Annotated in this window: 17 protein-coding genes; 14 read left to right on the top strand and 3 right to left on the bottom strand. The window is 47.2% G+C overall.

The genetic code is table 11. The features are described from left to right. Positions 1–4 precede the first annotated feature (4 nt). Together GON22_RS04525 and GON22_RS04520 are read right to left on the bottom strand one after the other, a co-directional pair. Positions 5–730: a glycosyltransferase gene (locus GON22_RS04525; RefSeq protein ID WP_160394919.1), complete on the bottom strand. Its 726-nt coding sequence runs from the start codon at positions 728–730 to the stop codon at positions 5–7. A gap of 38 nt (positions 731–768) precedes the next feature. Beyond that, positions 769–2,061: a hypothetical protein gene (locus tag GON22_RS04520; RefSeq protein WP_160394918.1), complete on the bottom strand. Its 1,293-nt coding sequence runs from the start codon at positions 2,059–2,061 to the stop codon at positions 769–771. A 259-nt stretch (positions 2,062–2,320) separates the two neighbouring features. Here GON22_RS04520 and GON22_RS04515 point away from each other — a divergent pair, with 259 nt between their 5' ends. From GON22_RS04515 to GON22_RS04450, 14 genes are all read left to right on the top strand, one after another. After that, on the top strand, positions 2,321–3,712 hold the full coding sequence (locus GON22_RS04515; protein ID WP_160394917.1) for a sodium-dependent transporter: 1,392 nt from the start codon (positions 2,321–2,323) through the stop codon (positions 3,710–3,712). A gap of 157 nt (positions 3,713–3,869) precedes the next feature. Then, a complete protein-coding gene (locus tag GON22_RS04510) occupies positions 3,870–4,310 on the top strand; it encodes a hypothetical protein (RefSeq protein WP_160394916.1) in 441 nt (146 codons plus the stop codon). A gap of 14 nt (positions 4,311–4,324) precedes the next feature. Further along, positions 4,325–4,630 carry a hypothetical protein gene (locus GON22_RS04505; RefSeq protein ID WP_160394915.1) on the top strand — a complete coding sequence of 102 codons (306 nt, stop codon included), beginning with the start codon at positions 4,325–4,327 and terminating at the stop codon, positions 4,628–4,630. 62 nt (positions 4,631–4,692) lie between these two features. Then, entirely contained in the window at positions 4,693–4,971 is a 279-nt protein-coding gene (locus GON22_RS04500) for a hypothetical protein (RefSeq protein WP_160394914.1), read from the top strand. A gap of 63 nt (positions 4,972–5,034) precedes the next feature. Continuing rightward, on the top strand, positions 5,035–5,724 hold the full coding sequence (locus GON22_RS04495; protein ID WP_160394913.1) for a hypothetical protein: 690 nt from the start codon (positions 5,035–5,037) through the stop codon (positions 5,722–5,724). A gap of 34 nt (positions 5,725–5,758) precedes the next feature. Then, complete coding sequence (locus GON22_RS04490) at positions 5,759–5,971, top strand: bacteriocin immunity protein (protein WP_202113074.1); 213 nt, start codon at positions 5,759–5,761, stop codon at positions 5,969–5,971. Positions 5,972–5,993: 22 nt separating this feature from the next. Beyond that, the gene (locus GON22_RS04485) at positions 5,994–6,344 is read left to right on the top strand and encodes a 1,4-dihydroxy-6-naphthoate synthase (RefSeq protein WP_160394912.1); all 351 of its coding nucleotides are present in this window, start codon (positions 5,994–5,996) and stop codon (positions 6,342–6,344) included. Positions 6,345–6,410: 66 nt separating this feature from the next. Beyond that, positions 6,411–6,794 (top strand): hypothetical protein, encoded by a 384-nt coding sequence (locus GON22_RS04480; protein ID WP_160394911.1) that lies wholly within the window; start codon positions 6,411–6,413, stop codon positions 6,792–6,794. Positions 6,795–7,047: 253 nt separating this feature from the next. Further along, the gene (locus GON22_RS04475; RefSeq protein ID WP_160394910.1) at positions 7,048–7,641 is read left to right on the top strand and encodes an NADAR family protein; all 594 of its coding nucleotides are present in this window, start codon (positions 7,048–7,050) and stop codon (positions 7,639–7,641) included. Between the two features lie 197 nt (positions 7,642–7,838). Further along, positions 7,839–8,198, top strand: a complete 360-nt coding sequence (locus tag GON22_RS04470) for a hypothetical protein (protein ID WP_160394909.1) — start codon at positions 7,839–7,841, stop codon at positions 8,196–8,198. 337 nt (positions 8,199–8,535) lie between these two features. Continuing rightward, positions 8,536–9,234 (top strand): hypothetical protein, encoded by a 699-nt coding sequence (locus tag GON22_RS04465; protein ID WP_160394908.1) that lies wholly within the window; start codon positions 8,536–8,538, stop codon positions 9,232–9,234. Between the two features lie 48 nt (positions 9,235–9,282). Next, positions 9,283–9,738, top strand: a complete 456-nt coding sequence (locus tag GON22_RS04460) for a hypothetical protein (protein WP_160394907.1) — start codon at positions 9,283–9,285, stop codon at positions 9,736–9,738. 329 nt (positions 9,739–10,067) lie between these two features. Next, on the top strand, positions 10,068–10,511 hold the full coding sequence (locus GON22_RS04455) for a hypothetical protein (RefSeq protein WP_160394906.1): 444 nt from the start codon (positions 10,068–10,070) through the stop codon (positions 10,509–10,511). Between the two features lie 32 nt (positions 10,512–10,543). Continuing rightward, positions 10,544–11,281: a hypothetical protein gene (locus GON22_RS04450; RefSeq protein WP_160394905.1), complete on the top strand. Its 738-nt coding sequence runs from the start codon at positions 10,544–10,546 to the stop codon at positions 11,279–11,281. A 57-nt stretch (positions 11,282–11,338) separates the two neighbouring features. Here the strand turns inward: GON22_RS04450 and GON22_RS04445 are convergent, their stop codons facing one another. Next, positions 11,339–12,622, bottom strand: coding sequence for a TraB/GumN family protein (locus GON22_RS04445; RefSeq protein WP_160394904.1), 1,284 nt, complete (start codon positions 12,620–12,622; stop codon positions 11,339–11,341). Positions 12,623–12,667: the final 45 nt, after the last annotated feature.

Here is a 12,667-nt window from a genome sequence, read left to right as displayed (position 1 = left end):
GCCCTCACTCCTCCTCGATCCACCGAACCAGGTTCGGCGCAGGATCCAAAATGGATTCGTATTGGTCGATACTGCCCCAGCGCCCGTCTGGATCGAGCCGTTTGTACCGTTCATATTTGGCAAGCCGATCCGAAGCATCGCCAGCCCAGCCCCAATGCTTCGCCCGCAGCTCCGTTCGCAGGCCTGGCAGTGCAGCGCAAGTCATTGGGAGGCGGGGGACGTGATGGTCCCATTTGGGATAAGCATAGTGGTATCCAGGCAGGTAACGGACGAGCATCATCGTGTGCCGCCGATGCAGGTTCCACCAAGGGTCGTCGCGGTAATGCGTTACCGATCCCCAAAAATCGTACATGCGAAGCGCCGCCCAGTCATATCGGTCCTGGTTGATGAGCTCCCTCAGAGCCCGCACCGTCCGCCGCTCCAAGCTCTCATCCGCATCAATGGCAAGCAGCCAGTCCGGATCGGTCGACACCGCCGTCTCCCACAGCAGGGAGCGAAGCTTCCACTCCTCGGCAAAAAGGGGGCGGCGCAGCTCCACAAGCCGCACCACTTTAGGGAATGTACGGCATAACTCCGGCGTACCGTCCGTACTCGCGTCGTCGACGATGACGATTTCATCTGCGATCTCAGACAGCTGGGCGAGTGACGATTCCAGATAGCGCCCTCGTTCATTGCACACCTGCATCATGACGGTTAACTTGTTGCCGGATGCTTTGCGCAAGCTTCGCATGGGAGTGCCTCCTAATGAAAAGTCATCGACATGCATGTTCATGTGCTGCCGCCAGTTGAGGTTTGGCCGCTAGCTGCCAGCTTCTGAACCACAGTATCAAGCTGAAGGATCTCGGTCAACGAGCCGATCGCTTCATGCTGCAGCTCAGCCGCCCGCAACAGTGCGGTAATGGCCCCCCGGCGATCACCGTCCATCAGCAGCACAATGCCTTGCAGCATCGCGAATTCGCAACGGTCCTTGACCGATGCTATATCCTCTGGCGAGATTCGCCCATAAGCCTCGCGCATTCGCCCCGCTTGCAGCAGGGAGTCCAGCAGCATCCGCTCCGCGAACTCGCGCTTCGCCGCGAGTGCTCTGCTGCGATCCCCGTGCTGCACGGTATCCGCATCCCCGTGGGCTGCATCCGCCCCGGTCCCGCACAGCCTCTCCAAACGCTCAATCGCCTGCCGATGGTCATCGTTCAACCGGAGCAGCATGGCGGCAGCCAACGCGGCATCCCCGTTCTCAATCAGCCGTCGCAGTTCGCCTGCTTGCGCACGTTCATTGTCCGTCAATGCAGATGCCTCATAGGTGAGCGCCGCCGCTGCTACGTTGCCTTGCGCCACCTGAATCGCAGAGCGGAACCGGTAAATTCGCGCCAAAGCATGCTCTTCGCCGCCCAGTACCGCTAGCTCGTATGCGGCAAGCAGCTCCCGCTCTGCTTGCGCTGCATCCCCTAGCAAGTAGAGGTAAACGCTTCGGTAAAAGGTGAGCGTTGCATCTGCCGAAGCCATCAATCGCTCGCGATAAGCTGCTTCCCGCCGCTGCTGCTGCAGGCGGGCAAGCGAGGAGGGAGTGGTGCCTTCAGCAGCCCATAGGACCGCTTGCAGAGCGAACCAATCTGACGTTTCGTCGGCTCCATCGAGCACGAAGACGCCATCTCTGCGAAACGATAGGTCCAAATAATAGGGCTCCGACAATGACAACACGAAGGAGGCTTCTCCGGCAAGCGCGGCGCGCCATTTGGCTGTTAGCCCATCTTCCTCGTTAGTAATTGCCATCCATGCGCCGAGCTGTCTCGGACAAAGCGGAAGGGCGGCTGCCGCCCAGCAGGGATGCAGTACCATCGCGGATGTTTGGCCCCAATCCACTTGAGCAAGCTCATGCAGCGCCAATGCGGTGACGCTTGCAGGTGCGCCTTGAAGTGCATGCTTAGGTTGGTTCGTAACCCAGTGCAGCGGATGTTTATTCGCCAGTTGTATTAACAAGGGCTTGAAGGCGGAGTCGCACCATGGCGCATCCGGAAAAATAACGACGGCAGAGCGTTCCAAAGCGGCGGGCATGGGCTTCATCGGCAGCCTCCTTCTTACACGCCGCAAGGCTTCTGGGCGGTCGTGCGTAACCCATCATATGGGCGTATGGCCGGATTGGTGCGAGGACGGTGAGCAAAGTGCAGCTCCAGAGGCATTTGGGCAGAAAAAGGAATGAGGGATGCGCGCATATGGAAACAATAGGGGGAGAGTGAAGCAGCCTGATAGATAAGCGATCCCAGGGCTGCTGGACCACTGAATCAGCAGCATACTAGAAGGATGATGAGGTGCGGCGATGCGCATGGATAAGGAACTACACCAGCAGAATGGGGACGGTCAAGTCCGTCAGGGGGATACTGCCCGCCAGGAGGACAGTGGCACGGCAGAGCGGTTCTCCCGTTCGGGATTCATTTTCGCTGCGATCGGCAGTTCGGTTGGGCTGGGCAACATGTGGAAATTTCCATACATAACGGGGCAATATGGCGGGGCAGCATTTTTCCTGCTATTCACGATCTGCCTGCTCTTGATTGGCTTGCCGGTGCTGATGGCGGAACTCACGGTTGGACGAGGCGGACGGGGCAGCGCTTCTTCGTCACTTGTCAGGTTAAGCGGTCGCAAAATATGGGGCGGCTTCGGCGTCCTATCCATCGCGGGAGCGTTCTTCATAACGTCCTTCTACACAGTCGTTGCAGGCTGGACGCTGCATTATGCCGTGCTCACCTCCGCTAATGCGCTCGGTAAAGGAACGGATTTTGCGGCGACGTTCTTCAGCTTTATTGGAGGGTGGTGGCCAGTTGCCTGGCAGGCGGCCGTGATGCTCATAACCGGCTGGATTGTGGTCCGGGGTGCATCGGGCATTGAGAAGTTCAATCGAATTCTCATTCCGGCGCTGCTCGTTATTCTCATTATTATTATGATTCGCGTGCTTCAGCTGCCGGGTGCATCAGAGGGAGTGTCGTTTTTCCTTAAGCCTGATTTCGGCAAACTGACGAATGAATCGCTGCTCGTCGCGCTTGGCCATGCCTTCTTCTCACTATCGCTGGGCATGGGCACGATGATGACATATGGCGCATATGTCGACCGGCGGCAATCGCTGGGAGCCGCTACGCTGGCAGTAGGCGGGGGCGACCTGATGTACGCCCTGCTTGCGGGAATGATCATTTTTCCGACGACATTTGCATTCGGAATCGAACCAGCGCAAGGGCCGGGGCTTGCGTTTATCGGGCTGCCTGCAGCATTTTCTGCGATGCCGCTGGGCTGGCTGTTCGGCGGGCTTTTCTTCGTATTGTTAGCGATAGCGGCGTTAACCTCCGTCGTGTCACTGCTTGAGGTGCCGGTCGCGTATGCGATGGAACGTTGGCGGCTTTCCCGCAGTACGGCCACGGTTTCCACAACCGTGCTGTGTTTTCTCTTCGGGCTTCCGTCCGCGTTGTCCGTCGGTGGTGCAGTTGGGTGGCTGCATTGGGAAGGCAAATCGTTCTTCGATTGGGTCGATTTTATCGCCTCTAACATCATTCTGCCACTGGGCGGGCTCATGGTCACGTTGTTCGTCGGCTATGCGTGGAAGCATGCAGCGCAGGAAGCTGGTTTAACGGCGGGGTGGTTCCGCCTCTGGCTTTTCCTGCTGCGGTATGTAGCGCCTGTGCTCATTGTGCTCGTCTTTTTGCATACGTCAGGCATTTGGTCGTTCTAACGAAAAGTGCGTGAATCGTATAGCCCGTTGTTCCTGTGAAGGGATGACGGGTTTTTAGTGTAAAAGTAACAAAGAAGCCGAAGATAAGGTTAGTTGGACATTCGTTCAGGATCTCATGTAATGTTGATAAAATAATTAAATTAAAAGGTGTGGTCGTTTGTCACTAACAAAAAACGAAGTAGAGAAGCTAGTTCAATTAGGGTTTAAGAGGGCAAGCTACGCTGATGAAGTATATCCTCAAGATATATTTCAGTACGAAGGCTCTAGTTGGGTAATTGGCGGCAGAATTATGCCAGACAGTACCTTATTAAGTGCCGAAGCCATTTATAAAGAGGGAACTTGGATACCTTCGCTCGAGGATCTATTAACTTGGTTTGAGGACAATGATTATTTATTCGAGATGGGTTATATAGGAAATGGGTATAAAATCAAAGCAGTTGATGTAAATGGGTGTGAATACAAGGCTAAAGGATCAACGCCAATCTTTGTTTGCTATCATGTATTGTTGAAAATTCTTGAAAAACAGGGTGGCCAACTAAAGCCTAAAACATATGAGGTTGATGAAGTAGAGATAATAGATCGAAAAGATTTGAGTTAAGCAGGTGAACAGGAATGGGGCTGGATGTGTTGTTATATGATCAGAATGATACGTTGCTTGATAAGTTTGTGATTGAAGAGGATCTGCACAGTGCAATATTTTATAAAACAAATAACTGGGGCAGTTTTCAGTGGCTCAGAAAAATAAAAGATTACTATTCTCCTAATCTTCATCTGAGCGCGACAGAGGTGGAATTGTTCAAGGATGATTTGAGGCTGTATCAAAACTTTATTAACAAACACGATGCAGTAATGATTTCCGATATGGTAGGAAAGCGCTCAATTCAAAAATTGTACAGGGTTCATATTGTCGGGGATTAACACAGAGAGAATGGATATATAGAAGTGGTTTAACACAATGGAAGAACCGGTGGTGGCGGTCCGTGGATTTGAAGTCGATTGAACAGAGTTTTAATGACAAGTACAATTTCGAGGCATTGAAAAATAATACGATAGAAATTCTTAAAAGATTAATTCGTAATAGTGATCATAATTTTCTTCAGGATGAGAAGGGGGAATTGCCTGCGGGGCTTGAATTTTCGGATCTACAAATCGAGTATATCCATACAAGTATTAATCCCAAAACGGGAATCCGGCTTTTCTACTATGATGTGGATTATAATATGGATGGTGAGTTCTCGGATGAATATTTTAGCAGATAAACGGCTGATTCTGTCCGATAAATTTGGAAGGGCGTTCGATAATTGAAAAGGGCGGTGCTTGAGATGGCATCTTATATAATGCGGATTGTTGGCGAATCGGTGCAAAGCAGTTCAGAGCGGTCGTTTATTGGCGGACATCCCGTAATTCCACTGGAATATGGGCTTCCAGCTTGTCAACTGTGTGATTCGCCGTTAACGTTCTTCTATCAAATTGCATTTCCTATAGGGCACGCATGGCATGGGAAATCTATGGCTGTTTTTGCTTGTACATGTTGCGTGGATGAGGATCATTATATTCCCCGAATGTTGGATGTACCATTGCCTGGGGCAGTCATTCCTGAGGATTTTATTCGCGATTGCCAAAATAACTTTAGAATAATCGTCTTCCCAACCGGGGATGGCGTGATGAGAAGCGGATACGAGCCTAAGGTTAAATACAAAACAATTGAGCTGCTGCCTAGTGATGATGATACAAATGGCAATAAGGTCGGCGGACATCCAAATTGGCTATTGGAGGACGAGTCGCCGGCTATGCTGGAGAATGGCACCCCGATGGTGTTCATTATGCAGTTGCTTGAGGGATTTACATTTGAAACTTTGCCATCGGCCCAGCCGCAAGCTAAATTGAATCTTCGCGGGGACGTACATTATCCAGACAGCGAGTATTATGAGTTGTTTATTTCGAATCAGGTGTATTTCTTCGGAACGGTTTCCGGGGAGCCAGTGGCATATGTTTTAACACAAATTGACTAGTGCATGTATTGTTTTTGGAGAAGGAGGTTAACAATTGAGGCTCAGTAAAGAGGAATTGATTGAGATTGTACAAAAGATAATGAATGCGGAAGGTTCGGAGGAAGAGCTTAATCGCATGATGGCAATAGTGGAGAGAAGTGTTCCACATCCTAATATGAGTGATTTGATTTTCTGGGGTGAAGAGGAACGAAGTGCTGAAGACATCGTTGAACAAGCGCTCAAGTATGAACCGGAACTGCTGCTATAGGAGTTCTGAGCGGGGTGATAGTATGCTTCTAGATGAGATTGATTTATTTTGTAAAATGTTCATTGATACAGATGCCGGTTACGAAGAAGTTGCTCAATATGTGTCGGAGAGCATTGATGGAAAGAGAGGGAGATGGGTAATTTCGAGCCCTTGTTGTGCTATTTATTTAAGAGGAAATGATGAATTTGATGAGTCCAAGCGATTAGAGCATCCATGCGGATTTTTGTTTTCAAGGTACTATCTTGATATCGAACCCAATGAGGGGATAGATTCATATTTTTATATCGCCTGCATTTCCAAACTGTTGGTTGATTTACGGGACAGTGGATGTAGGGCTGTTGCGGCGTGTGACTTCGAGCAAATGCTGACGTAATAAACGAATATTCAGCTTGTTACAGGCGGTTAAGCATAAGAGCTTTTAAGAGATAGGAGCTAGAACATGAAGGTTTTGATAACCGAAGTTCAACACATAGGTGAAAAGTGCTTCGTTTTATTTCAATCAAAACTAGGGAATGGTAAAGCTTTATGGAATGGGAATTTACCCGCAGTGAACAATGAATATCATGTGGAGATTGAAATTCATGATCATTTAATGTGGGGCGATAACATGATTAGCTCACCTAGCATGCAATATCATATAAAACAAATGAATGATGGCCTTATATTAACTGGGGAAATCGAGTCTATCGATGATGATGGGTATACCGTCATAAGGCTAGGAGAGAGTATTGTTTGCGTGGAGGCAATGGGCGTACCCTTAACTATTGGCACATTTGTAACTATTCATGCTAATGACATAGCATTTTTTAATCTTAATTATTAACTTTGTGAGGTGGGGGATTGGAGTTATTTAAATATTTTCTATCGCACATGGGATGCGGAATATGAACCCAGATAAACTTAGATGGTTAATACAAACGATGTATGTCGGGTTGAAAAACAAATGATTTCATTCATCTAAGGCCTTTGGATATAATTCTAAAGGTTTTTTGTTATAAATAATTCCAAATAAACTTATCATTTCATCCGATAAATAAAGGGGGACCGGTTCGGATTGGTCAAAAAGGAGATGCCACATGATTCAGATCAAATTTTATGAAACGAATAAGCCCTACGGCTGCTTTTCTAATTTCTCGAAGCATCCGATAGAACTGGACAATAAACGATGGGCAACGGTGGAGCATTATTTTCAAGCGATGAAATTTGCGAATACCAGCTTTGAAGAGGAAATCCGATTGCTGCGAACGCCTATGGAGGCGGCTATAGCAGGACGCGATCGAAACAAGCCACTCCGAAAGGATTGGGAGGAAATGAAAGAGGCCATCATGCGGAGAGCGATTGCAGCAAAATGTGAGCAGCATGAAAGCGTAAGGGATATCTTAGTCTCTACTGGAAATTGCCTGCTAATCGAACATACCAAAAATGATTCTTTTTGGGGTGACGGTGGGGACGGCAGTGGGCAAAACAAGCTGGGCCAAATGCTTATGGAAATAAGGAGTGAATTGCCGGGATACAGTGGAGTGTTTTATCCCCCTTTGCCGTACATGGACGATGATGCTGGGAAAGAAGCTTATCTAATCGAGCAACAAAGCTGGTTCATGAGTATAAGCAAAGAAGCGCAAGAGGAGTATTCCCGTTATTTTATAACGAGTAAATTATTACATCCGTAAGATAAGCAGGTGGATACATGTTATTGAATCATATTAATGATTTAACATTGAAATTGAAAAGTCTCGATATTGCGTAAATATAGAAGAGTTAGAGGCCGACGAAGGGGTGCAGGCACTTGTGGCAGATTGGGGTGGGTGTTGCTTTCTGTTTGGATAGCTGAAATGATAACGCCATCGTATTTTTGGAGCATGATGTGATGGATGGCGGTCCCAATATTCATGGCATCAAACTCGCGCATTCCATTGATGATCTAATCGGCCATTGGAACAAAATTGGTTTTGATCTAGGGGATAGTGATAGGAGAGAGTTTCATCTTGTTTGCGCAGGATCCTCGTTTAGTGTGCTTTTTGTGAAAACAAAAATGAATAATTTTCAGGTTGCAGTAAACCGGGAAGTGCTTTGTGTTTTAGAAAAGGATCAGTTCATTAGAGCGGTTTATCAATCTTGTATGAAGACTTATAGGCCATATAGAACTAGCATGTTGGATAGTGATGCCGTTATTGAAGATATTGAATCAGCATTAACGATCTTCAAGGAAAAGTTATGCTTAGCGTAACCAAACAAACGGGGTGATTACACGTGGCGTATGAGATTATTTCGTATAATCAAAATGGGGAAAGGTTGGGAAATTGGAATTAAGTGAAGATATACATTTTTTTCTTTTTCATCAGACAAAGAGCTGGACTAAATATTCAAAATTAAAAAAACTGAAAGATTATAATCGAACGAATGTAAGGTTAGTGAATAACGAGCTACAAGAAATAGTTGCTTTCTTTACTGAGGTTAGCCAGCATGTGAACAGTACACATAAGGAAGAGTTGCTGGGTGTATTATTATTCCTGTCCCAGAAGCATGTGCATGCTGTTCATGTAAGAGGAGAATGAATAGGACGTATGAAACAAATAATTACTGCCATTATCATTGTTGCATTGCTATGTTCATGTGCGAATAAGAGTAAGCAGATAGAAAGTGAAGATATGATCCATCAGTATTTGGGTGTAAAGAGGGGGGATGCCCTCAAGCTTTCGGCGTCGGGCAGCAGTGAAGATACGGTCGCAATGCAGGGATCTCATATGATGTTCCCGACTGTATATGTAGAGGATTTGGGCGTCACCTTCATCTATCCGGATGATGGGGTGGATTCATTGCCTATATCACTCGCAGTAAACGAGGATACACAGAGTGGCATTTTAAACGAAATAGGCGCAAGACCCGGCATGAACTTCCAGCAAATAAAGAGATTAATGGGACAGCAAGAAGTCAAGAAAACGTGGACAGCTTCGGAAGAAGATGTAACCTACGAATTGTTGTACTTGATGAATGGATTGAGATTCAGCTTACAATCCTGCCGCCAAGACGGGGAAGCATCAGAGTTATATCTATCGGCAGAAGGAAGCATGGCTGCTAATGAACCTGTAAACAATGAAATCGAACCTGTGAGCAGTGAATATACAGTTAGAAAAGAGGAGTATGTATCGGATAATGTCGTGATCGCTTATCCTCAAATCACTGGCTTAATGGATCAGGACAAGCAGGCAATTATTAATAAACGGCTTAAAAGTGAGGCCCTGAATGTGCTCCATTATTATTAAGCGGGTAGCCTGGGTGAGCTAACACTTGAAATTAATTACGCTGTAGCATTGCAAAATAAACAGTTGCTCAGCATTCAATATAGTGGGATTGGGAGCCTAAAGGGGACCGCCCATCCAAACAATTTATTTTATACAACAAACATAAATTTGGAAGACGCAAGCAAAGTCACGCTTAAAGATGTACTGGCCATCGATGCAGGCTTTATTAGCAAGATACGTGATGGGGCGTTTCAAGTGCCGCAAACTACGGTTGCGAGCAAAGAGGCGATTGTCGACAGCTTCGCATGGATGACAGATGAAGAACTAGCAAAGAGTTTGAACAACGCAGACTCGTTAGAGTTCGCTGGGACTGAGGGGCAAAGCGATATATTCTGTTACTTTACGCCTCAATATCTTGGTATCAGTACAAGCATGGGCTACGCAGAAGGCGGCCACGCAGAGTTGGAGTTCGCTTATGGCATACTACAATATTTAGGGGGCAGTGAATGGTTTAATGATAAATGATGACAGGGAACTGATGAAGAAGTCCGTTTCCAATGGAAAAGGCTTATGAGGAACAAGAAGCCGTTGATGCAGCATAGAGGATGCCCTTGAGGAGATGGCTATATTTGATGAGTAACGAATAAGGGGTGAAGCGCTTTGGAACTTATAAGTGGATCGCAGTACATGATCGTTTTTGAAAATGGACAGATTGCGGAAGGGGAACTCTTGGAAGTTAGGAAACTAGGGGGAGAAATCTATTCATTCTGGATAGATATAGGCCGCCAACCTGTGTATATTGCATTCCGCGACGTTAAGAGCATAACGTTGATTGAATAAGGGGAGGGCTTCATTTGGAGAAATTTAACCCAGAGCGAATAAGAATTGGAGCGTATAAAGAAAATGCAACCAATAAAATCATCATCTTTCCGTGTATTAGAATAGATGGGCCGTACACAGACATTAATAAGCCGATCATGCTGCCTTCACCGCATCACGCGGAGGAAATAGGCGATGCTTGTCTCGAATGTATCCAAGTTGTGGCGAGTAAAAACTATTCAGCTGATGATATAGGGGGAGCTGTTGTTTCGACCAAAAGAGAAAGAGATATGCCAAAGCTATACCTTTATCTGTCTATAGCGTTTGAACCGGAGATAGGGTATACATTGCTGCCGACAGAAGGGAAGAAGGATGGCGCCCATTATCCTTTGACAGACAGCAAGCTGAAGCTCGGCTTATCCGCAACGAATACTGAATTGGGCGAGAAAGTTATAAGGGCTTTTGATTTATGCAGATAAACGCTATTTTATTAAAGAGCAGCACGAAATTGATGAGCAGCATGATGGCCTTCTTTATTATCCTCTTGCTAGTCTCTTGTTCAAGCGAGAAAGCGGCATTGCCAACCAGCCCTTCATCGGAAGAGCCTATCTTGGCTGCAGAACCGGATTTTTTAAAGATGAATATCCAGAAAATAAGCTCAGATGCGGCTGATGGCAAGCTTATAGGGGAGAACATTTGGAGTGTAGATGAACATGGCATAACCTCCTTTCATATGACAACCCATGAAAAGCGAACATACGCGACGGAGCCAGGCAATTATTACAATTCGATAGCTTATGACAAAAGCCAGATTTGGTTCTATTACAATCAGCTGTTTGGTTCCAGCGAAGTGAACAATGAAGTGCCGTTGCTTCGGTATGACCGGAAGGATGGAACGCTTCATCGTTATACGGATGATTTTCTCGGGATAGGAAGCAACCTTGCTGTTCACAGTGATGGCACAACGGCATGGATCGTATCGGAGAATACGGCTGCTGTACTGGATGTGCAGTCGAATACGATCAAGAGCAACAAAAAACTAGGGAGTAACGCGAGGAGCATTGTCGGCAACGATCGGTTTGTATGGATAGGGACGTTGCAGGACGGCGTGCATGAGTTGGACAAGGCTACCGGCCAAATTACGGTATATAACGAACAGAGTGGTTTTAAAAATAATTTTATAAGTAATCTGTTGTTATCTGGGCAGTATTTGGTTGTTAGTTGGGGCGGTGAAGGTGGCGATGCATGAGCAACAGGCTAATGAAAAGAGCAGAGGCATATGCCCCTGCTCTTTGTTTTCCTCACTTTAATAATTCTCGACCTTAAAGCCGCCAGCGCGCAGCTTCGTCACGACGCCGTCATCGCCTAGCATATGGAGTGCCCCAACGACAACAAAGTACGTTTTTTTGTCCGGGCTGTTTAGGAAGCCGGTTACTTTCTCCGCCATGCCAGCATTACGGTCTGCGAGCATTGCTTTGTAGTACTCTTCGTTTGCAGACATTTGCTTAGCCAGTGAGGCCAGCGTGTTCTCGTCGCCGTCCTTCCACATTGCCGTCAGTTCATCGATTCCGCTGCTGTCCGTATTTGGGTTGTTGTAGCCAGCGATAGCAGCTTTCAACATGTCCTCTTGGAGTCCAACTGAGAAATCAGCAAACATCTTGATCTGCTGTTCATACGTTTCCAGCTCGATGACCGGTTTTTTGGTTTTGTTCGCGTTGTCTAAGAAGTATTGGTCAATGCCAAGGGAAGGCTCGTATCCTTTATCCGCTACTTGGAAAGTAGAAATGACTTGGCTAACTACCCACGGCTTGTAGCTGTCAAAAGCGTTTTCCGCTATTTTGCGTGATTTCAATATGGCACCGATTTGCTTATACGTATCGGCCGAGACATGGTCCTTCAGCGTCGTGCCATCCGTATAGGTGCCGTATTTGGCTATTAAGTAGTTGGATGTTTTCTCATCCGTTTTGGACAAATCAACCTCAACGGCCAAATAGTCCGCGCTTTTAAAAGCTTCCTCATACTCTTTGCGCAGCGGATACATCGCGTCGTCGGCGACATGGATAGAGCCAACGAGATAGACGGTATTGCCGTTGTTTTGGACTTTCCACATGAAGCCTTTGCTTGTTGCTTCGACTTGCGGTTGTTTCGATGTTAGCGTAATCGTATTCGTTGATTGGGACCAAGCCACTTCATATCCGGTTGCTTCCCCAACGAACCGAAGCGGTACGAAGGTTGTGCCGTTAACGATCCGCGGGGCAGCGGAAAGCTGGACGGCATTGCCATTCACGCTGGCAGAGGTGCTGCCGATTTTTAGCCCGATTGACAGGTCGCCTTTAACGCCCGTTAACGTCTTAGCAGCGTTATCCCACTGGAGTGCGATATGCAGCTCGTTAAACAGCGGCTTCAATGGAACGAACGAAGTGCCTTTGTCGACGAATGGCTGTTCCCCGTTAATCTGGATTTGGTTGCCGTCAACAACGACGGTGGCTGCAGGTGCCGGTTTCGAAGGGGCGGCGAAGGCGGACGTGGCGAAGGACGACAGGATGAATGCGACGGTTACGAATAATGCGCTAAGCTTCTTGAATTTCATTGCAGGCATACGCTCCTTGTTCGATTAATAGTATCAGGGAATAAT

Source organism: Paenibacillus sp. MMS18-CY102 (assembly GCF_009789195.1).
Lineage (GTDB): Bacteria > Bacillota > Bacilli > Paenibacillales > Paenibacillaceae > Paenibacillus_T.
Note: the sequence above shows the minus strand (reverse complement) of the source record. Positions and strands in the feature narration are given on the sequence as shown.